We start from the raw sequence: 21,992 nt of genomic DNA, 5'->3' as shown, positions 1-21,992 counted from the left end.
CGATAAATTATCAACTCTCTGTTTTCCTAAAGCCTTAACATCAAATCCTGCATTCCGTAGTATTTCTAATGGCATTTTCCCGGTATTATATTCAGAAACATAATACTCCTTAAATTCATCTGTATAAGTAATAGCTTTATTACTAGCTTTTTTTACAAATGGATTTACTGATAAATCTTTCAATTGTTCATCTGTAAAATAGATTCTTCCCATAACTACAATCCTCCTTTAAAATATTTTACAATAAAAAAAGACCCTATAAAATAGAGTCAGTTAAATAAATGTTTAGCACTTTTTTTCTAACTGTCCATTCTATAGGTACCAGTTTATACCTCTATTACAGTTCAATTCTTAAAATTATTTTATTTTCAATAATATTTTCACCTAGAAATATACTCCTCTACCATAGGTTATTGCCCTAAAGGCTTGTGACCGCATGCCAAAAGAGGCTTGCAGACGTTGCTAATTTGTAGAAAACTATTGCCCTTAGGTTCTAATTCTAGAAACTCTATTTTTTAATTCTCTATTTTATCCAAGATATATAAAAACTTCTTCTTTTTTATATAACTTTAATACTTTTTCAAATAATATTAATGATATTATTGCTACTACTGTAGGAATAATAAACCATATACATACTGCAGTAAATACATTTAATCCTGCATCAATAGATGCTAATGGTCCAACTAACCCAACCAATCCGAAACCGGCTGAAGAAGGTGTTCCCATAACATTAAACATGGCAACTGGTATAGCAGATATTGCAGAAGTAAATAAAATAGGTACTAAGATAATTGGATGACGGAATAAGTTTGGCATCATCATCTTCATTGCACCTAATCCCACTGCCATTGTAACACCTGACTTGTTTACTTTCCAAGAGTGAACAACTAATACTATAGTTGTTGCAGCAACTCCTACAGCAGCAGAACCTGCTGATATACCATTTAATTGAATAGCCATACCAATAGCAACTGTTGATATTGGTGAAATAATTAATACAGCAAATGAACAAGCTATCAAAATACTCATTACTACAGGTTGCAAATTGGTAAATGAATTAATTCCAGTACCAATCATAGCTGTTAGACCTTTTACATGAGGAAGCATAAGTAGCCCTATTAATCCTGAACCACCACCGATAACTATAGGTGAAAGTATTATACTTACTGATCCAAACTTCTCTCCAATTAATAATACTAAAATAACTGCTACTGATGCAGTAAGCATAGTATTTATTATATCACCTGTTCCAGCACTAACATACGCTCCCATTGCATTATTTACCATATTTTGCATTTGTGGATTAAAGGTAGTAACGCCAGAACCTACAAAAGCAGATCCTGCAACAACAGCCATTTTCATTGGATTAAATCCAAACTGTAATGCAATAAGCGCTCCAATTAATAATGGAGTAGCTAATTGAAACATATAAACAGTACGAGTTAACATTACTACAATATCTGTTTGTTCAAATAACTTTAAAATGGATGCTAAAACAGCATTTGGAATAAGACCTACAATTATTCCCAACGCTGTTCCGGCTAGGACTTTGTTAATAAAATCTTTAATGGTAATTTTATTATTATTCGACATCTTCAAATTTCTCCTTTATTATTGTGCTATTAAAATCTCTTCTTTTGCATGAACTAATTCAGTTAAAAGCTGACAATAAGGTGTTTGAATATTATATTTTGCACCCTTTTTACATACAGCCCCGTTAATATAATCTATTTCTGTTAATCTATTGTTTTTTATTAAATCTTGGTGCATCGATGGATGGTGTTTACCTACTCCATTTGGATTAAATGTAGATTTAACATGATTTACAATTTCTTCACTATCAAGATTAATACCTTCTTTTGCAGCTACCGCAGCAAACTCATTAATAATTGTTCTAATAATTTTATCAGTTACACTTGTTGCTCCAAAACTAGCAATATTTGCATCCAAAATAGTGCATGTTCCATTTAAAGTACCATTTACACAAGCTTTTCTCCATATAGAATACATTACATTTTCACTATATATTCCATTTAATCCAGCCTCATTAAGTACCTTTACAACTTCTAATGCAGCTTCTTTTCCACCTGGATATACATTTTGAAGTTCAACTTCTCCATTTCCAAAAAGCTTTACTTCGCCAGGTCCTATTAATCCAGCTGTCCACATAGTGTTTCCAAGTAATATATTTTCTTTATCAACGTACTTTTCAACAGTATCTTCATGACCTAATCCATTTAATAAACATAATACTTTAGTGTCTTTTGATAATATTGGTTTAATTGATTGTAACATATCATCTAATTGCATAGCTTTTGTAAATAATATTACAGTATCAATAACTCCTTTATACCCTTCCATTTCACTTGGGAAAAATGCTGGTATTTTTTCAACCACATCTTCACCATTATAATTTACTCTTAATCCTGATTTATTAATTGCATTAACATGATCAGCCCACTTATCAAGTAGTATAACCTCATTACCTGCTTTATGTAACATAAGTCCGAATCTGCTTCCCATAGCTCCTGCTCCAGCTATTGCTATCCTCATTCATATCACTCCTTTTTATTTATATAATTATAATATCATTATAATATCATTTATAATATCATGTTTTTTTCGCAAAAACCATTCTATTAAAAGCTAAAATTGTCGTTTTTTGCTTATTGTTATTGTTTTAACTTAGCTTTTCTAGAATTATCTACATAAATGTATTTAAATATTACTTTTATTATTTTCTAAAATCTAATACGTTATACATAAATTTTTTCATATAACTCCTAAATAAAATAAATCTGTACTTTTTATAATATCACTTAGATTTTAATGTGCATTCTTACTAACCTTCTTATCCAATCGGAATCAGCTATTTAAGTCCTCGCAATATAAAAACAGCAAAAAATCAAAGTAAAAAAGTTTTTTTTGATTTATATTAATAAAATTTCAAATAAAAAAACTGCAATAAAGTTTTTATCTCTATTACAGTTCAAGTCTTAAAATTATTTTATTTTCAATAATGCCTGTAAAATTTTTCCTTACATATGAAGTATTTTATGTGGATGAAATGGATATCTTGTTATTACACTTCCCCATAAATGCCTCCTAATTTTCTAATAATTTACCTAATCAATTTAATTTTTTCTATACTTATACTGGGGTCTACCTACTTTGCCGTATTCTATTAACTTTTCTATTTTTTTATCCTTATCCATGTATTCTAAATATCTTCTAACTGTTACTCTTGCTATTCCTAGTTTTTCTGACAGATCTTCTGCAGTAAAATATTTATAATCACTTTTTTCTACTTCATCCCATATTGACTTATAAGTATATTTATTTAGTCCTTTTGTATAACTTTCTTCATCCTGTGAACTGTTTGTATTTATAATTAATCTATCCAATTCATCTTGTTCTATAACCTTACTTTTTTTAAATTTATAGTGCCTCTCTTTAAATTGGTGAAGTGCTTCTTTTAATCTTTCAAAACTAAATGGTTTTATAAGATAATCCAGCGCTCCATATCTAAAAGCCTCTTGTACTCTTTCTATTGTTTTATCTGCAGTAATTAAAATTACATCTACTTCAATTTCTTCACTTCTAAGCCACTTTAAAAAATCAATACCATTTTCCTTAGGTAGAAAAACATCCAGTAAAATTAAATCAGGTTTTTTTATTAATAAAAATTCTTTAGCATCAGTAAGATTAGAAACGGATTTATACAAATTGAACCCATCAACTTTTTTTAAAAACTTAGAATTTATTTCTCTTACCATAGGATCATCCTCAATAATCATTACTTCAATCAAATTTTTCACCCCTTATCATAGGTATAGTTATATTCCAAAGAACACCTTTATCCACCTTAAATTCTATTGTTCCCTTAGCCTCATCTATTATTTTCTTTACAATATACATCCCATGACCTCGTTGCCCATCTTTTGTTGAAAATCCTTGATTATAAATTTTATCCCAATACTCCTTTGGAATTCCAGGTCCATTATCTTTAACTTTTATATACAGCATTTCTTCTTTTTCAATTATTTTTATGTATATTTCTCCAGTACCATCATTTTTAACTTCATCTAAAGAATTTTCTATCAAATTTCCTACTAATGATCCTATTTCCTCTGAAGTTATGTACTCAGGTAACTTTATTAATTTTGAATCTTCATCTATTTTTAATTTAACTCTACATTCCTCAGCCTTATTATACTTTGAAAGCAATATTGCTGATAAAGAAATATCTTTTATATTTTCAGTTAATATACGGCTTATGTTATTTCTTATCTTAGCCACATCTGATATAAATTGAAGAGCTTCTTTATATTCTTCAAGCTGAATAAGTCCTGCAATAGTATGAAGCTTATTCATAAATTCATGATTCTGTGCCCTTAATGACCATGCCATTTTTTTTATACCTGTAAGCTCTTCTGCCATTCTGGTCACCTCTGTTTTATCTCTAAAGCTAGAAATGGCTCCTACAACCTTCCCTCTATTCATTATAGGAATTCTATTAGTCATTATTATAGTATTATTTATCCTCTGCTCTTTTTCAAATTCAGATTCCCCTGTTTCTAATACATTAATCATACGGGTATTAGGAATAACCTCTTCTATGTTCTGCCCTATAATATGCTCTTTATTAACATTATTTTCAAAGTGTAATATATTTAAGGCCGAATCATTTATAAGAGTAATTCTACCGCTATTATCAACAGCTACTAACCCTTCATGAATAGCATCAAGAATTCCCATCTTTTCATTATAAAGCTTTGTTATTTCCTCAGGCTCAAGTCCTAGCAAAGTGTTCTTTATGTTATTTGCTAATAAAAATGCCCCTATTATACCTGCCGTCAATCCACCAAGCGCAATTAAAATTATATATAAAATGGCTGTATGCTTGGCGGTTTCAACACTGTGGGTAAGTGTACCTACAGAAACAAACCCTATCTCTCTCTTATTTTCTGCGTCATATATTGGAGTAAAAGCTCTCAAGGATTTTCCAAGAGTCCCCGTAGCCTCTGAAATATAGGTTTCTCCTCTTTGAGCTACTCTATACTCATCTCCTCCCTCAAAATTTTTCCCTATCATTTCAGGGTTTGGATGAGAATATCTAATGCCCTCCATGTCCGCTACAATTATATATTCAACCTGTTCTAAATTCTTAAGCTGCATATTAACATAAGGTCCAATCCGACCGCTTGGATCCTTAGCCTCCAGCTCATCTACTATTTCTCTAGAATGGGCTACCATAGCAGCTACATTCATAATATTAGTTCTAGCCTTGCTTTCAATATTTCCAGTCATCCATGAGGCGACAAAAAAAATTATTATAGATATAGAAACAAACACTACTGTGATAATCAATAATGTAAGCTTTGTTTGCAACTTCATTGCTTTTTTCATATTTATCACCTTAACCTTAATATATCCCAATTTAATTTTTATAATTAAAAACCTTTAAAAACACGGAACCATAAAAGACCATGCATGCAGATAGAAGGATTAATATAGGAATAGATACTTCAATCCTATTATATATCACTTCTTTCATTATTGTCTTCCATTTTTCCGTGTTTAATTTAACAGCTATCTAAATATCTTATTTACCGCTTATTTATGAAATAATTATTTTTTTATCCCGAGCTGCTTCCTCATCTAATTTTTTCATTTTATTTTTTCTAAGCAATTTAAATGCATAAGAAACAATAAATGGACAAACAATAGCAGATACTACACATGCCGCTGCAACTTGTGCAGTAGCTATTGTTGCTATAGCGGCTAATGTTGGATCTGCAGCTGCAACAACAGCTGGTGTCGCTACAGCATTCCCTGCAGTTGACCCTGTTGCTAAACCAATTATAGGCTCTTCTTTAAATAATTTCAGAAGTATATAAGCTCCTATTCCAGTAAAGGCAGCTATTATTCCTAATAATATACCAGGACCTCCTGCCTTTACAATAGTTCCAAGATTCATTCCTGCACCTAATGGAAATGAAAAGAATGGAATTAATAATAATTTACTGCTTCCAAGGAATTTTCTCATATCAGGATCAATATTTCCTAAAATCATTCCTATTCCTATTGGAATTAATACTGCTACAAGTGACATAATAGGAACTTGAGCAAGTCCTGATGCACCTAATGCAACTAATGTAAAAAATGGACCATCTTTTAAAGACAATAACGCATAAGCACCTACATCAGTTTCATCGCCATACTGTGAAGCAAGAGATGCATATAACCCACCATTACAATTTGTTAATGCTGCAAGGATCGCTAATGGTGATAAACCTAATACTCCAGTAGGCCCAAAAACTTTTCCTACAAATATACCAATTCCAGCACCTACTATAAATTTTCCTGTTATTAATAGTGCACCTTTTTTTAATGCCTTTGGTGCTAATGTGAAATTAATTTGTGAACCAATTAAAAACATAAAACAAGCCAATATTGTTGTTGATGCAGTTGAGCTGAATAATGCGGTTGTAAAACCACCAATTTTTAGAAATTGTGGGCAAAATGTATTAACTAATACCCCTAAAAAAAGTGGGACAACCATCATACCGCCTGGAATTTTATCAAGTGTTCTCTTAATTGGAATTTGCATTATTATATACCTCCTTGTATATATTATTTAATCTATATTCTTGCTACGCCTGATTCTCTAGCCGCTTTTGCTATTGCATCTGAAACTGTTTTTGATACCTTTTTATCTAAAGCACTAGGGATAATATAATTTTCATTTAACTCATCTTCTTTAATATAGTTAGCTATTGCATACGCTGCTGCAATTTTCATTTCTTCATTAATTTCCCTAGCTCTAACATCTAATGCTCCTCTGAATATTCCTGGGAATGCAAGTACATTGTTAACTTGATTTGGGTAATCTGAACGTCCTGTACCTATTATTCTTGCACCTGCTGCTTTTGCTTCATCAGGCATTATTTCAGGTGTTGGATTTGCCATTGCAAATAGTATAGAATCCTTATTCATTGACCTCACCATGTCTTGATTTACTACTCCTGGAGCAGAAACCCCTACAAATACATCTGCACCTACTAAAGCATCAGCTAAAGATCCCTTAATGTTATCTGGATTTGTTCTTTCTGCTAAATCTGTTTTAGCATCGTCAATTTTTTCCATACCTCTATATAGAATCCCAACCTTATCACAAGCAATTAAATTCTTGACACCTGATAAAAGTAATAGATTTGAAATAGCAGTTCCTGCAGATCCAGCTCCATTTACAACTACTTTTATATCTTCAATTTTCTTTCCAACCACTTTTAATGCGTTAATCATCCCTGCAAGCACTACTATAGCTGTTCCATGTTGGTCATCATGAAATACTGGTATATCAAGTTCTTTTTTAAGTCTAGCTTCTACTTCAAAGCATCTTGGAGCACTAATATCTTCTAAATTAATTCCTCCGAAGCCCGGAGATATAAGTTTTACAGTTCTAACTATTTCATCAACATTTTTTGTATCTAAGCATATTGGAAATGCATCTACATTTGCAAATTCTTTAAACAATATTGCCTTACCTTCCATAACAGGTAACCCAGCCTTAGGACCTATGTCTCCTAACCCTAAAACTGCTGTTCCATCTGTAACTACAGCTACTAAATTTCCTTTCGAAGTGTATTTGTACACGTTTTCCTCATCCTCATAAATTTTCCTACATGGTTCAGCAACGCCTGGAGTATATGCTAAACTTAAATCATCTTTTGTTATAATTGCTACCTTTGACACTACCTCTATTTTACCTACCTTTTGTTCATGTAATTTTAAGCTTTCTTCATAATAATTCATAATGATTCATCCTCCATTTATATATTATTTTTTGTAATCGTTTGCCTCAACTAGATAATAGCATCAATATTAAAATTTAAAAATATTATATAAATTAAAAATTAATTATGGTCATAAACAATACTTTGTTATATTATTAACACCCCTAAATACCATAATTACTCAAAGAACTGTACTTGTCCTCCTTCTTTATATCTACGAATCTTTGAATTTCAGGTATCCAATTCAACTTAAATACACCAGTTTTCCCATTTCTGTTTTGACCCTGCCCGCCTTTGGTGTACCTATTATCACTTCACAAATACCTTTTCGGGTGCTATCTCTTCTGGTGAAAAAGTCTGTTCTGTAGGTGGCCTATTGATATTTGGTAAGATGCCGAGTAATAGCTTACCTCAAAATGGCATTAGTTTTGCTCATTTTAATGGAAATGACATTTCAGATGAGTTAATCGATAAAAAAGTAATTGAAGGAAGAATTCAAGAAATAGCTGAAAGTACACTTACTATTATAAAAAATAATATATTAACCCCATCAACTATAAAAGATCTTAATAGAACTGAAAAAGAGGATTATCCTCTAATAGTTTTAAGAGAGGCTCTAGTAAATACATTAGTTCATAGAAATTATAGTATTTATTGATCTAAAATTAGAATTTTCATGTTTAATGATAGAATAGAATTTAGAAGTCCAGGAAGATTACCAAACACTGTAACTACAGAAAAGATGAAAGTTGGTGTGTCCTTTGCTAGAAATCCATTTCTTGTTAAATATATGGAGAATATGAGGTTTATAGATCAGATTGGGAGAGGAATTCCAATGATAATTAAAAATATGATGTCAATATCCAACATAGAGCCAAAACTTCAAGAGTTAGGTGAGGAATTTATACTAACAATATATAAATCAAAAAGTAAATTTTAATAACTATATTTTAAAAGCCCCTAGGTATTGATTCAAAATATGAATCAACACCTAGGGGTATTTTAATATAGAACATTCTCTAAAGTTAAAGTCTTCAATATTTTCAAGCACTACTTGTACCTTTATAAGTTACTAAATAATAAATAAGTCTATCAAACTTCTATATATTATTTAGTAGAATTAAACCAATCTTCCTCCAATATGGAATATTGGTAGGCATCATGCCATATTGCCTTCCCATCAATTGTTTTTTTGGAATAAGCTGGTTTTCTAAAATGTCCCTCTCTTATCATTAAAAGTCGTTCCAACAACCTCGATGATGGCGTATTTTCTGGGTTACACTTACCAATGATTCTATGAGCTCCTAATTGTTCAAAGCCATACTTCAAAACTCTTTTACACGCCTCTGTGGCATATCCTTTTCCATAATATGCAGGATTAAACACATAACCGATTTCCCATGTTAAAAATTCTTTAGATCCCTGTTGCTGAAAATAAACATTGCCAATTAACTTATTATTTTCTTTTAAGCATACAGCCCAAAAGGCATCATTCTGTGAACGGTAAATAGCTTCTTCCTTACTTGCATCTTCATTATAAACATCATATGGTTCATATTTAACAACCGATTTTTGAGAAAGGTATTCATATAAATCCTTCCAATCTTCAGCAGAAAATCTTCTTATTATCAGTCTTTCAGTTTCTAAAATTTCCACACTATCGCTCCTTGTCTTTTATTAAGTTATTTTTTATATTCCTATTTAAGCATATAATACAACATTATTAGCTACTATATAAATTTTTCCTAATATATCTTTTTCTTTCCTAGTTTACTTGATTTTAATTCTTGATATTTTAGCTCTTTTTGAAGTTTTCTGTAGTTTTCCAAGCGTTGCTCATCAATATCACCATTCTCTATTGCTGCTCTAACAGCGCATCTTGGTTCACTTTCATGATTACAATCAGAAAATTTACATTTTAAAGCTAGGTTTTCAATATCCGAAAAAGTCTTATTAAAATCCGCACTAGAAATTTGTAACTCCCTCATTCCTGGAGTATCAATAACTACTCCTCCATTAGGTAAAATCACAAGTTGTCTATAAGTAGTAGTATGTCTACCCTTACCATCATTTCTTAACCCACCAGTAGCCAAAACTTCTTCATTCATCAATCCATTAACTATTGTAGATTTCCCAATACCTGATGAACCAATAAATGCTACTGTCTTATTTTCCATTATATATGATTTTATTGAATCATATCCGTCCTCATTAATACTACTTGTTACTGAAACATCTACCCCTATAGCTACTTTTTCAACCTCTAATAATTTTTCCTGAACATCATCGCAAAGGTCTGATTTTGTTAATACTATTACTGGGGTAGCCATGCTATCCCAGGCAATAGATAAATATCTTTCTAATCTACGAATGTTAAAGTCATCATTCAGTGCCATACAGATAAACACTATATCAATATTAGTAGCAACTATTTGTATATCGCTTCTATTTCCTGCAACCGTTCTCTCAAAGCTGCTTTTTCGTCTTAAAACATGATGAAGAATTGCATTACCACTATCATCACTTATCCTATCAACCATAACCCAATCGCCTACTGCCGGAAAGCTTTCTGTTCCAAAGGCTTTAAATTTAAACTTACCTGAAACCTCCGCCCATAATTCTCCATATTCGGTAATTACTTTATACAGGTCTTTATGTTGAACAGATACTCTTGCTAAATATAAGCTCTCTTCATACATAGTTGACTCTTGTTTAAATCTTTCTGTTAATCCAATATTATACAAATTAATTTTATTCATTTTTTCTCCTCCTACATTGTGGTTCTAAATTAAAACTTACTATGCCAGGAGGTATTTAGTATTTAATATCTATTAATTAATACATACCTCCTGCGTTAATACACTATTTATTATAAATCCTCTATATATCTTAATCATAAAACATCACTCCTTTTTAAGTATTGACTTCGAATAAATTACAGTATTTATTCATTATTTTATCATTTTCTATTTTATCATATTTTTGTAATTTTAGTAACTATTCACTATATTAATCAAATTTATTTTTGGTGAATGGAACATACCTCTTACTTCACACTTTTCTTACTGTTATTCCTCAACATAAGAATGTTGCGTACCATTAGAAATCAACTTACCCTAGCAACCCACTGCTTCAGTAAGTAGACTAGGTGAGTGAGGCTACATGTGCTAATTATTGTATAGATCCTGGTCAGTCCTTCGCTGGATACCAGCTCTACTTTTTTATTTTTTATTTAAATTAACTGTTTCTTATCCTTAATCAGTAATAAGAATATGCAAAATACTGTTATTTCTGATGCTACTATACTTAACCAGATACCTTTCACCCCTAATATCATTGGCAATATATTTATGAATATTAATATAAATATTAACCCTCTACATAAAGATAACCAAGTTGCCCTTTTTCCTCTTCCTGTTCCTTGCAAGTAACTTATTTGTATTAAGTTTAGTCCCATAATAGGAAAAGCTAAAAAGTATAAACTAATTCCTTCTTTAGTTACATCTAATATGTCACTCCAATCTTTAGTGAATATAGCAGAAATTTTATCTGGGAACAAATATCCTACTGTTATAAATAATAGCCCTATTCCTACTGCCAGTATTCTTCCAACCTTAACTATATTCTTAATGTCTTCATGCTTTCCTGATCCATAGTCATGGCTTATACTAGGCAATATTCCTTGACATATCCCTGTAAATATCGCTACCATCATTAATGAAATATTAGAAATTATACTATATGAAGATACTCCAATTTCACCTATTGTCTCTAACAACTTTCTATTAAATAAAAAAATTGCTACTCCTGATGACATTTCTATAATAAAACTCCCAACTCCAATTACAACTATTGCTTTAAAAATAATTTTATCAAACCTAAACTTTTTAAAATCTACTTTAATTTCTCTATTCTTAAAATGTGTTAATAAAATTAATAATGATACAACTGATGATATTCCAGTTGCTATACCTGCACCTTTCATTCCCATCCCTAATGGAAATACAAATATATAATCTAAAATAACATTTGTTGTTCCACCAGCTCCCATTGCTATCATACTTAACTTTGCTCTATTTTCATGTTTTACTAAAATTGAAATATTATATACCATTAAAAAGCTAGGAATAAATATAATTATACTTCCTAAATACTCCTTAACTAACATTATATTATTATCATTTGCACCCAAAAACATTGCTATGTTTTCTAAAAATAAAAGACCTATTATAGTATATATAATACCAATAGTTACTCCAATCACTAATGAATGCAGAACAGATTTTTCACCCTCTTCTATATTATTTCTTCCTCTACTCATTGACATATAGGCACCTGAACCCGTACCTAAAAGTATTCCGGTCCCAAATATTAAATTATAAATAGGTAACCCAATATTAAGTGCGGCTAATCCCTCTTTACCAATCCCTTGTCCTACTATAATAGTATCAAAAAGAATATATAGAGAAACCATCATCATTCCGCCAACACTTGGTAATACATTTTTAATAATTAAATTTCCTATTTTTTTATCTTTCATTTAAAATTCCTCCTCGACTTACTTTTTTAACATAGAAAAAGCCCGAGAAGATATGATTAACACATCCTCCCGGGCTTTTATCCCTCCGTGGCCACAAAAATATTGTGGGTTTTCTCTCGGACCAGTCCAATTATCTTAATAAGCTATTTGCTTTAATTAAATATATTACTCCATATTAACATTAGAATAAATTATCTAAAAACATAACTATCAAATAAATTGCGGAACCCTAGAAAACTATTTAAAATCTTAAATTTTCACGACTTTAACTATACTTAACATTATATACTATAAAATTTATATTTTCAATAAAGTCTTATTAATAATGTCTCCAGTATCATTAACTTCAATTACCTTTTCTAAATTTCCCTTTGCCATTTCTTCATTGAACAATTCTTATTATTTTTCATATGTTCCATTTCTTTTGAACAATGCTATAGTTCTTTTTGACATTTTACCATTATAAATTTAAATGGAGGTTTATTTGGCATATTTTTATGTGGCTCAACAACTTCTGAAACTTCTACGAGTCCATATTTTCCAAATTCTTCTTTTACCGAGTCTGAGTCATAAAAGAACATTTTTACACCTTCCATTATCTCGAAATAGTCTTTGCCAAGTTGTTTGCCCTTTCCAAACATTGGGGCTTCTTTTGAAATAGTAGTAAAAATCATATATCCGTTTGGCTTTAACTGATTATAGCAATCTTTAATAAACTTCTTTCTCTCACTATTACTTAATAAGTGAATAAGTGCATAACTAAATATACCGTCATAAAGTTTGTTATCAAAAGGCATATCAGCTACTGAACCATTAAAAATATTAATATCAATTCCATTCTGCCTTGCCAAATCAATGGCTGTTTTTGAAATCTCAATCCCTGTTACATTTATTCCGTTGTCAATAAAAATCTTTGCGTTTCTACCATATCCAATACCAGGTATCAATATATCCCGAGCTTCCTTTTCAATAAAAAAATCCTTTGTAAGCATTGCTGAGTCTGAGGGTTCAAATCCCCACATAATTTGATTTTCTATAAAAGTTGCTTCCCAAAATTCTGTCATATCTATTTCTCCTTCGTATTTTATTTTAATAATATACTAACTTCTTCAAGATAATTTAATAATGTTCTTCATCTCCATTAGTTTTATCAGCCTTACTATTAGCACTTAGCATAGTATGGAATTTTTCTAATCCATAAATCATTTTTTCTATATCTTTAATGTCTGTATTTTTAATAGTATCTAAAATACAATTTTTTTTAATATAAGTACTATCCGTATCTTTAATAAATTCAGGTGAAAGTGATAGTCTAACTGTGCGACGATTATCCTCAGGTATTTCTCTCACTACTACACATTGTTTTTCAAGACGGTCAACAATTCCTGACACAGTACTTTTTGATAAACTTAAGTCCTCACTTAATTCCTTTAAAGTTATATAACTGGTACGTTTAAGTTGACGTACTGCCATGGCTTGAGGTGCTGTAAACTTATATTTTTTAAATTGTGCAAATGAAATCTTATGAAAATCATCCCAAAGTAAACTATAAAGATCTATTATTTCATCTGCATAATCTGCTGAATTTTTATTCATAATAAACAACTCCTTTATATTGAACGTTTTTAAGAACTGTTCGTGTATAAGTTCTTTTAACAATATTATCTTTTTTTATTATTGTCAACAATTATTAAAAAATAATAAAGGAGCTAAAATAGAAGATGGTGTAAGCTTTTACTCTAATATAGTTGATATTAATATCCTCATCTATAAATCTAAATAAATCCATACTTTTAAAACCTATATCTGCAAGTAATGTAACTCCGTACCCCTATGGAGTTATAATTTTATGTAGGATTTAAGTCCTTGTTTTACATTCTTAAAATCTTTGTTTCCGTCTTCTTTATATAAATATTGCTCGAGTTATTTTTATAGGTTTTAAGGAATTTATAAATATAAAACTCATATAATTTTTTTGGACGTGGTGATGATAAAATCACCATCTTCTCTAGTGTTTTTTTCAATTTTGAAATAATATATTCTTGATTGTTGATAATATAAACCACCTTTCTTATGTTGAGTTTGTTCTTCAAACCAATTTCACATTAGAATAGGTGGTTTTTTTGTTTTTCAGAATAGTAAATTTATTAAAATACTTATTTCCAATTATATGGTTACTAACTGTCCGTAGGTCAGATTCTGGAGCTAGTAAACACAGAATAAATCTTAGATTTTAGCCATCCATTTATTCAAAAAAATAGAATTTAATATTAGTCTAAATTTAATTATACTAACCTTAAATTCTACTAAGTTGATGACATTGGCCCCTGAGGGTACTTTTGAGTCGTCAGCTTGTCCGACTCAAAAGTAATAATTGTTTTGTTAATTTATTGTTATACTTGAACTAGCAAAACCTGTAATTGTAGTTGCTATTGTTCCTCTAATAGAGAATACTAATAATAAACGTGTTTCAGCTGATACACTTACATTAAGTGATGCTATTCCATGATATACTGTTCCTGCTAAAACATTTCCAGATACAACTGGAGATAGAGCTATAGTAGCTCCTGAAATAGGGCTAAATATATTGCTAGTTACTGAAGAAGCACTGTATAGTGTTGCAGTAATAGCTACAGGAGTTGCTAATGTTAAAGCTGAAGTATTACTAAAATATGCAGCTATTGATGTTATCGTACTATTTCTTGAAACTGGGAACGCCATATTATAAGCTAACGCTGTGGCTGGTGATAAGTTTATTGTTCCTCCTGAAAGTACACTTCCTGAAAATGAATTTCCAAAACCTAGTAAAGCTACTGAACCAACTGTTCCTCCTGCCAAGGTAGATAAAGTTACAGCACTACCTGATGCAAAAGCTATCATAGCTCCTGGGCCTGCTGCTCCTGTTTCTCCTGTCGGTCCTTGTGGTCCTATTGGTCCTTGTGGTCCTATAGGCCCTTGTGGTCCTATTGGCCCTTGTGCTCCTGCTATTCCTTGTGGGCCTTGTGGACCTACTAGTCCTTGTGCTCCTGGTAATCCTTGTGCACCTGTTGGTCCCGCTATACCTTGTGCTCCTTGCGGTCCTTGTTCTCCTTGTTCTCCTTGTTGTCCTGTTGGTCCTATTGCTCCTGCCGGCCCTTGTTCTCCTAGTGGACCTTGTAACCCTATTGGTCCTTGTGGTCCTTGTTGGCCTGCTGGACCTACTAACCCTTGTGGTCCCTGTGGTCCTACTGGTCCTGCTGGTCCTGCTGGTCCTGCTGGTCCTGCTGGTCCTGCTGGTCCTGCTGGTCCTGCTGGTCCTACTGGTCCTGCTGGGCCTCTATCTCCTTTTTCTCCCTTTGGACCTTGTGGTCCTCTTGGTCCCGGACATCCTTGTTCGCCTCTTGGTCCTGGGCATCCTTGTTCTCCTCTTGGTCCTCTTGGTCCTGGAGGGCATACTGGTTTAGGTTTGCATTTATGGTGTTCTTGTTTTTCTTCTTTACACTCTTTTGTTTCGCATTCATATTTACGATCAAGTTCTTCTAAATATTTATCTATATTCATTGTTTTCCTCCTCGATAATCCTTATATTTTTCATATATTACATCCTATTCTACTAACATATAAATGTTCTCTTATATTTATAAAAACTCTTAAACTTAGAAAAAATAGGGGTTCCAACTGGTAAATCGCAAGCTAGAAAGAACCCCTTGCCTTTAGGCTTGGGAGTTTCAGCTTTCACTTAGCTTACATTTCTGTAAAATATATAAATTCAATACTTCATATCAAAAAAGCAGATAATGATTACTCACTATCTGCTAAAAAATCACTCGCCATCAAAATATTTAGGCAACCTAATAATAAATATAGTCCCCTTCCCTACACAACTTTCTATCTCAATTTCTCCCCTGCATATCTCTATTATTCTCTTTACAATTGCTAACCCCAAACCATTACCCACCTTAGAGTGGGATGTTTCTCCTTGATAAAATCTTTCAAATACTCTTTCTTTACTTTCTTCAGATATTCCTATACCAGTGTCTGAAACTTTTACAACTACATCCTCTTCCAAATTTTTTAATTCTACAGATATTTTCCCTCCATCTTCAGAAAATTTAATTGCATTTTCTATTAGATTTATCCATACCTGCTCTATTAAATCTTCATCACCTTTAAACATTACACTTTCTAAATTTATATCTAACTCTAAATTCTTTTTATCCCATCTATCTTCTAATAATAATATAACTTTTCTAATTTTCTCATCTAAAGAGAATTCTGTTATTTTGTTTGGAATACTTTGATTATCTAATCTAGATATTCTAAGCATGTTAGAGGACAAATTGCTTAACCGCTCTGTTTCTTCAATGATTATATCTATATATGCATCTCTTTTCTCTTCTGGTAAATCTTTGTTTTTTATCATTTCTACAAAGCCCTGAATAGATGAGATTGGAGTCTTAAATTCATGGGATACATTACTTATAAAATCCTTACGTAGATACTCTATATTTTTCAATTCAACTATCATTAGATTGAAATTTTTAGCTAATGTTCCTATTTCATCCGTGCTTTCATAATCTATGGATATATCAAAATTACCCTTTGATACTTCCTTTGTTATATTACTTATATATTTTATAGGTTTTGATATAGTCTTTGTTGCAAAAAACATTAATATAGATCCAATAAATACACATATAATCAAGGTACTCATAATCAATATTGACCTTTGATGTATTTGATTAACTTGTTCATTTGTATAATTCGAACTAATATCTGATATAATAGACTTCATAAAATCACTTTGAAATAAATACATTAATCCAAATGACGCAATACAAGAAAAAGAAAGAATTCCAATAAAAGTCAATGTAAACTTAGCTCTTATAGATTTTTTAAACTTATTTATCATACATACCTCTCCACTTTATATCCTAATCCCCTAATAGTTACTATTTTAAATTCTTCTCTCTCACTAAATTTTCTGCGAAGCTTTTTAATATGTGAATCTACGGTTCTTTCATCCACTTCTGTGTCCATTCCCCAAATATCATCTAATAATTGTTGACGAGTAAATATCTTTTTAGGATAACTTAATAGCTTATATAATAAATAGAATTCTTTTTTAGGAAGTTCATAAACCTCTTCTCCTGTATCTACTGTTAATGTGTCAGAATTCAATATTATATCTCCAATTTTCAATATATTTTCATTTATTATTTGGGCACGTCTTAATAGAGCTGAAACTCTTAATATCATTTCATTTATGTTAATTGGCTTTACCATATAATCATCTGTACCTAATCTAAATCCCATCTCTTTATCTTCAAAGCTATCCTTTGCTGTTACCATTAATACAGGCACATTATATCCTGATTTTCTTAATATATCTATTAACTCATAGCCATCCATAGTTGGCATCATAATATCGGTTATCAATAAATCTATTTTATTACTTTCTAATACTTCAAGTGCCTTTTCTCCATTTTCAGATTGAAAAATCTTATATCCTTCCATTTCTAATCTATCAGACATTAATATTCTTAGATTTTTATTATCTTCTACCACTAGTATTGATACCATTTAGCTACTCCTTTTCTATTTATAAATCTTTATTGTATAATTAATAATTCTTTTCTTCTTCATAACTACATTTTTTATAATTATATACTACTTCAACTTTCTTTTCACTAATTCTATTGTACTTGCTATAGTATTTCTTTAAATTTCTAGGTAATAATAAAAAGGGCTGTTACACAATTAACTCTAGCTGTGCAACAACCTGATTTTCACTTATTTATAATAGTTTTTTATCTTTAATTAAAATTGTTTTCTATAAATCTTCCTTAAAATACCTTTGATATGTGTTATTATTTACACACCTGAATTTTACCATTCTCTATTCTATAAATAATATCTACCAAATCTAATATTCTTTCATCATGAGTTACCATGATTGCAGCCTTATTTCGCTTCTTAACCTCTTTTCTAATCATCTCCACCACTTGTCTACCTCGAGCTCCATCTAAACTTGCTGTTGGCTCGTCTGCTAAAATAACATCTGGCTGATTCATAAAGGCTCTTGCAATTGCAACACGTTGTTTTTCTCCACCTGATAATTTATTCGGATATTTATTTTTACTATCTAATAATCCTAAATCTTCTAATAGCTCATCTGCATATACTTCAAATTCCTTTTTATTTTTCTTTTTAGAAATTTTAGCTATTAGATTTAACTGATCCCCTACATTTAAATAAGGTATTAGTTGATGAGATTGAAAAATAAATCCAATTTTTTCTCTTCTCACAAGGTTCCAGTTTTTCTTATTGTTATCAAGCAATGTATCTCCAATTATTACTTCACCTTTTGTATTTGAAAGTAATGCACCTGCAATAGATAACATTGTACTTTTACCTGAACCAGATGGCCCAACAATAGCTACAAATTCTCCTGGTTTTACTTTTAATGATATATTATCTAATACAGTATTTTCATTTTCTCCATCTTGATATACTTTTGAAACATTATTTAATTGTAATGCATATTTTGTCATTATTCATGTCCTCCAATTGTCATTAATGGATCTACCCTTCCAACAGTTCTTAAAGAAACCAAACTAACTAATATAGAAATTATTAAAAAGGCTATTGAAATTATCACTGCTGATTCTACCTGTAGCGAAAATGGCATACTACTTGGTAAGAAAGTTGACATAGTAAATGTTAAAATATTGCCAAGCAACATACTTCCACCTGCTAATATAAGCACTTGGCTAATAATCATTGCAGCTAGTGTTTTCATCTCCATTCCTAATGCCTTCATTACACCAAATTCCGTTAATTTTTGAGTTGTAATAATATAGAAGAATACTCCTAAAATAACTGCAGAAACTACTAAAAGCACCCATAAAATCATATTAATAGACATCTGTTCCTCTGCATATCCTGGTATATTTTTTATAATAGTATCTTTTGATAGAACTTGTGTATTTGCTATCTCAATATTTGCTATATCCTCTCCCTTAATAGCAATGGCATTATAAACTATTTCATAATTTTTATTAATTTGTGTTCTTATATTTTTAAATGTGTTTAAAGACATAATACCTACGGAAGAATGTCCAAACATTTCATCTTTCACAAATCCTGTAACTTTCATTTCAATACCAGAGCCTGAGTCTATTATAGTATCTCCTATAGATATTTCTTCCTCTAAGAAAGAATTATTTAATAGGATGGTATTTTCCTCATCTGATATTTCACTTCCATCAATTATTGATGGCATCATGAAACTCTCTTTATCTACGGCTAAATAAGTAACATCTAACTTTTTTTGAGAATCTTTCTTGTACATATTCATTCTCATTAAATTGATTGGTGTTACCTCACTACTTGTCATATCATTAACTTCTTTAAATTGCTTTTCTGTTAATGTTGATCTAGTAATAATTGAATCAGCATCATCACTTATTATATAATGATTTGCTTCTGCATTTTTAATAGATGCACTAGTTGCTAAAGATAATCCATTTGCTAGTCCTGATAAAAATAAAACCATAAAGGTTAATAATATCAACATAGATACCACTAAAGAATATTTTGATTTATTGTACTTTAAATCTTTCATTGCTAAAAACATACTTTTTTCTCCTTACTTATGTATTTTCTTTTGTTCCTTATAAATATACATCAGTTATGTGACCTCAATATGACCAATCAAAAAAACATTCTTTCTCATATAAAATAATCATATTTTCATAAATCATCTTACAAATAAAAAATATTTCAAATTCATTAATGTTCCTTTCATATATAACTCAATCTAATAAAAGTTTCTTTTTGACATGCTTCTATATTTCTCATAAAATGCCAACATAATATGATATAATATATTAAAATATATTACATATAAAGGAGGATAATAAAAATGAAATATTTTGTTATTGAAGGTACATTAAAAAATTCAGATTCAATAGATGAAACTACTATGAATGAGCATATAGCTTATTCTCAAAAAGCAGCAAATGCAGGTTTAATACTAGTTTCAGGACTTAAAGGAGATTTTAGTGGTGGCCTATCTATTATGAAAGGTAACTCAATTGAAGAAGTTGAAGCTTATCTGTCTGCTGACCCACTTAAAATTTCTGGTACACAAGACTATCGTGTTATAGAATTCGAAGCTCATTTCATTCAGCCAACAGCTAGTGAATGGTTTAAAAAATAATTCATTGGTAAACTTGAATGAATAGCTAAAAATATAAAAAAAATTATGAACATTTTAAGGAAACTATTAGTTCCCCCTAAAATGTTCATAATTTAAGAGCCTATAAACTCATTGTAGAAGCATTTGAGTTTTCTCCAGGATTATCATATACATCAATCTTCTTTATATTTTCAACCTTCGGAAAAATCATGATACATCTTTTCAAAATTTTTATCCCTCCATATTATATTTATCTTAGTCAAATCTATCTATTTTTATTAATCTAGTAGAATTATTAGACTAAAGTATATTCTGTACACTCTATTCCCATTTCCCTAGCAAATTCATAACATATGCATTCAGTTACTGGCTCTAATATGGATGATTTTTTTTCCTAATTTATTAATCATGTCACGGTTTAATTTTTCACGAAAGTTATCTGTCCATTTCTTCGTGTCGCTTAAAAACTCATCACAAAAGCCAACAACATCTTCGCCAGTCACTTCCAGAACATGCTTGCCATTGGCTGCGCTATCTTCAAAAAACTCTATTAATTCTTGCTGAGCTTTCAACATATCAGAGCCGTCTCCGCCCGCTAAACTCCACATGTATTCATGAATTTTACTAAATACGAACCTATAGTCTTCTGGCAGCGCTTCTACCCTTGCCATTTGCTCCCTATACTCTTTTTTGTCCCTAATCATTTTTTTAATAAGCTTAAGCATTGTTATCTCCCCTCTTTGTTAAATTTTTCTGCAACCTCTTTATTTAGTTTTTCTCGTAGCGTTTCAGTATTTGTAATTGACGCTTGCATAAACTCATCACAAAACTTGCCCACATCACTGCCTATAACCTCAAGAACCTGTCTGCCCTCTGCCGCGCTTGATTCAAATAAATCCACTAAGTCAGTAAATATTATCATGTCACCATTAAGGGGTCCAATGCTATACATATAATGTTGGATTTTACCAAATGCAAACTTATACTCTTTCGGTAGGGAATCAACCCTCTTCATCATTTGTTTATATTCTCGCTTCTCTTCCACATCGCCTATTACCAATTTTATAATATAATCAAACATAGTTTCTCTCCTCCTTTAATTGGTTGATTTTTGCCGCAACAAACCCCCATTTTTCCCAGAACTTACTTAATGCTTCATGTCCAGCATCATTGAGCGCGAAAAACTTTCGTGGTGGTCCCATATCTGATGGCTTTTTCGTAGTTTCCACAAGCTTGTTTTTCTCAAGTCTCACCAAAATGGTATAAACTGTCCCATCTACGACATCCGAGAACCCTAGCGCATTAAGCCTCCTAGTAATCTCGTAACCATATATTTCTTCATGGCTGATAATTTCAAGAACACAGCCTTCCAGTACACCTTTTAGCATTTCTGTAATATTATCCAATTGAATCACCTCTTCATTATCTAGTAATACAGGTATTCCGTATTACTTACTACCACTATACA

23 protein-coding genes and 1 riboswitch are annotated in these 21,992 nt (G+C 30.9%); of the genes, 3 read left to right on the top strand and 20 right to left on the bottom strand.

The features are described from left to right. The 7 genes from BLS77_RS18245 to BLS77_RS18215 all read right to left on the bottom strand — a co-directional run. Window positions 1-213 (bottom strand): HTH domain-containing protein (locus tag BLS77_RS18245; RefSeq protein WP_341423495.1); only part of this gene is annotated, 213 nt, incomplete at its 3' end. 315 nt (window positions 214-528) lie between these two features. Beyond that, window positions 529-1,596, bottom strand: coding sequence for a PTS sugar transporter subunit IIC (locus BLS77_RS18240; protein ID WP_089973387.1), 1,068 nt, complete (start codon window positions 1,594-1,596; stop codon window positions 529-531). A gap of 18 nt (window positions 1,597-1,614) precedes the next feature. Beyond that, window positions 1,615-2,556 carry a 2-dehydropantoate 2-reductase gene (locus tag BLS77_RS18235; RefSeq protein WP_089973383.1) on the bottom strand — a complete coding sequence of 314 codons (942 nt, stop codon included), beginning with the start codon at window positions 2,554-2,556 and terminating at the stop codon, window positions 1,615-1,617. A 581-nt stretch (window positions 2,557-3,137) separates the two neighbouring features. Beyond that, window positions 3,138-3,812 carry a response regulator gene (locus tag BLS77_RS18230; RefSeq protein ID WP_089973380.1) on the bottom strand — a complete coding sequence of 225 codons (675 nt, stop codon included), beginning with the start codon at window positions 3,810-3,812 and terminating at the stop codon, window positions 3,138-3,140. Continuing rightward, window positions 3,805-5,412 (bottom strand): ATP-binding protein, encoded by a 1,608-nt coding sequence (locus BLS77_RS18225; protein WP_089973378.1) that lies wholly within the window; start codon window positions 5,410-5,412, stop codon window positions 3,805-3,807. The genes BLS77_RS18230 and BLS77_RS18225 overlap by 8 nt, the downstream gene beginning before the upstream one ends. Window positions 5,413-5,623: 211 nt before the next feature. Beyond that, complete coding sequence (locus BLS77_RS18220; RefSeq protein ID WP_089973374.1) at window positions 5,624-6,616, bottom strand: 2-keto-3-deoxygluconate permease; 993 nt, start codon at window positions 6,614-6,616, stop codon at window positions 5,624-5,626. A 32-nt stretch (window positions 6,617-6,648) separates the two neighbouring features. Beyond that, window positions 6,649-7,821 (bottom strand): NAD(P)-dependent malic enzyme, encoded by a 1,173-nt coding sequence (locus BLS77_RS18215; protein ID WP_089973370.1) that lies wholly within the window; start codon window positions 7,819-7,821, stop codon window positions 6,649-6,651. 357 nt (window positions 7,822-8,178) lie between these two features. Between BLS77_RS18215 and BLS77_RS20405 the strand changes: the two genes are divergently transcribed. Together BLS77_RS20405 and BLS77_RS20400 are read left to right on the top strand one after the other, a co-directional pair. Then, the gene (locus BLS77_RS20405) at window positions 8,179-8,460 is read left to right on the top strand and encodes a hypothetical protein (protein ID WP_242874021.1); all 282 of its coding nucleotides are present in this window, start codon (window positions 8,179-8,181) and stop codon (window positions 8,458-8,460) included. Between the two features lie 6 nt (window positions 8,461-8,466). Next, window positions 8,467-8,742, top strand: a complete 276-nt coding sequence (locus tag BLS77_RS20400; RefSeq protein WP_341423496.1) for an ATP-binding protein — start codon at window positions 8,467-8,469, stop codon at window positions 8,740-8,742. A gap of 167 nt (window positions 8,743-8,909) precedes the next feature. Here BLS77_RS20400 and BLS77_RS18205 read toward each other — a convergent pair whose 3' ends face one another. From BLS77_RS18205 to BLS77_RS18160, 10 genes are all read right to left on the bottom strand, one after another. Next, window positions 8,910-9,458: a GNAT family N-acetyltransferase gene (locus BLS77_RS18205; protein WP_089973367.1), complete on the bottom strand. Its 549-nt coding sequence runs from the start codon at window positions 9,456-9,458 to the stop codon at window positions 8,910-8,912. Between the two features lie 89 nt (window positions 9,459-9,547). Then, window positions 9,548-10,561 carry a ribosome small subunit-dependent GTPase A gene (gene rsgA, locus BLS77_RS18200; protein WP_089973364.1) on the bottom strand — a complete coding sequence of 338 codons (1,014 nt, stop codon included), beginning with the start codon at window positions 10,559-10,561 and terminating at the stop codon, window positions 9,548-9,550. Between the two features lie 473 nt (window positions 10,562-11,034). After that, window positions 11,035-12,342 carry an MATE family efflux transporter gene (locus tag BLS77_RS18195; protein ID WP_089973361.1) on the bottom strand — a complete coding sequence of 436 codons (1,308 nt, stop codon included), beginning with the start codon at window positions 12,340-12,342 and terminating at the stop codon, window positions 11,035-11,037. A gap of 64 nt (window positions 12,343-12,406) precedes the next feature. After that, window positions 12,407-12,586, bottom strand: a riboswitch (guanidine-I (ykkC/yxkD leader). 190 nt (window positions 12,587-12,776) lie between these two features. Next, a complete protein-coding gene (locus tag BLS77_RS18190; RefSeq protein ID WP_089973356.1) occupies window positions 12,777-13,406 on the bottom strand; it encodes a class I SAM-dependent methyltransferase in 630 nt (209 codons plus the stop codon). A gap of 55 nt (window positions 13,407-13,461) precedes the next feature. Next, entirely contained in the window at window positions 13,462-13,938 is a 477-nt protein-coding gene (locus BLS77_RS18185; RefSeq protein ID WP_089973353.1) for a MarR family winged helix-turn-helix transcriptional regulator, read from the bottom strand. Window positions 13,939-14,724: 786 nt separating this feature from the next. Next, entirely contained in the window at window positions 14,725-15,882 is a 1,158-nt protein-coding gene (locus tag BLS77_RS20625) for an exosporium glycoprotein BclB-related protein (RefSeq protein ID WP_089973350.1), read from the bottom strand. A 262-nt stretch (window positions 15,883-16,144) separates the two neighbouring features. Continuing rightward, on the bottom strand, window positions 16,145-17,233 hold the full coding sequence (locus tag BLS77_RS18175; RefSeq protein WP_175490916.1) for a HAMP domain-containing sensor histidine kinase: 1,089 nt from the start codon (window positions 17,231-17,233) through the stop codon (window positions 16,145-16,147). Next, window positions 17,230-17,904: a response regulator transcription factor gene (locus tag BLS77_RS18170; RefSeq protein ID WP_089973347.1), complete on the bottom strand. Its 675-nt coding sequence runs from the start codon at window positions 17,902-17,904 to the stop codon at window positions 17,230-17,232. Before BLS77_RS18170 ends, BLS77_RS18175 begins: the two co-directional genes overlap by 4 nt. Window positions 17,905-18,191: 287 nt before the next feature. After that, window positions 18,192-18,875, bottom strand: coding sequence for an ABC transporter ATP-binding protein (locus BLS77_RS18165; protein WP_089973344.1), 684 nt, complete (start codon window positions 18,873-18,875; stop codon window positions 18,192-18,194). After that, window positions 18,875-19,960 (bottom strand): ABC transporter permease, encoded by a 1,086-nt coding sequence (locus tag BLS77_RS18160; protein ID WP_089973342.1) that lies wholly within the window; start codon window positions 19,958-19,960, stop codon window positions 18,875-18,877. Before BLS77_RS18160 ends, BLS77_RS18165 begins: the two co-directional genes overlap by 1 nt. Before the next feature lie 288 nt (window positions 19,961-20,248). On the opposite strand from BLS77_RS18160, the gene BLS77_RS18155 reads away from it, so the two are divergent. After that, window positions 20,249-20,545, top strand: coding sequence for a YciI family protein (locus tag BLS77_RS18155; RefSeq protein WP_089973339.1), 297 nt, complete (start codon window positions 20,249-20,251; stop codon window positions 20,543-20,545). Between the two features lie 338 nt (window positions 20,546-20,883). Here BLS77_RS18155 and BLS77_RS18150 read toward each other — a convergent pair whose 3' ends face one another. Genes BLS77_RS18150 through BLS77_RS18140 form a run of 3 tightly spaced genes read right to left on the bottom strand, consistent with a single transcriptional unit; the run spans window position 20,884 to window position 21,930 of the window. Then, window positions 20,884-21,249 (bottom strand): DUF1048 domain-containing protein, encoded by a 366-nt coding sequence (locus BLS77_RS18150; RefSeq protein WP_089973336.1) that lies wholly within the window; start codon window positions 21,247-21,249, stop codon window positions 20,884-20,886. A gap of 2 nt (window positions 21,250-21,251) precedes the next feature. Then, a complete protein-coding gene (locus BLS77_RS18145; RefSeq protein WP_089973334.1) occupies window positions 21,252-21,605 on the bottom strand; it encodes a DUF1048 domain-containing protein in 354 nt (117 codons plus the stop codon). Continuing rightward, window positions 21,598-21,930, bottom strand: coding sequence for a PadR family transcriptional regulator (locus BLS77_RS18140; RefSeq protein WP_089973331.1), 333 nt, complete (start codon window positions 21,928-21,930; stop codon window positions 21,598-21,600). The genes BLS77_RS18145 and BLS77_RS18140 overlap by 8 nt, the downstream gene beginning before the upstream one ends. Between the last annotated feature and the right edge of the window lie 62 nt (window positions 21,931-21,992).

It is taken from the genome of Clostridium gasigenes, assembly GCF_900104115.1.
Classification (GTDB): domain Bacteria; phylum Bacillota; class Clostridia; order Clostridiales; family Clostridiaceae; genus Clostridium; species Clostridium gasigenes.
The sequence above is the reverse complement of the archived record's forward strand: the minus strand, read 5'-3'. Positions and strand labels throughout refer to the sequence as shown.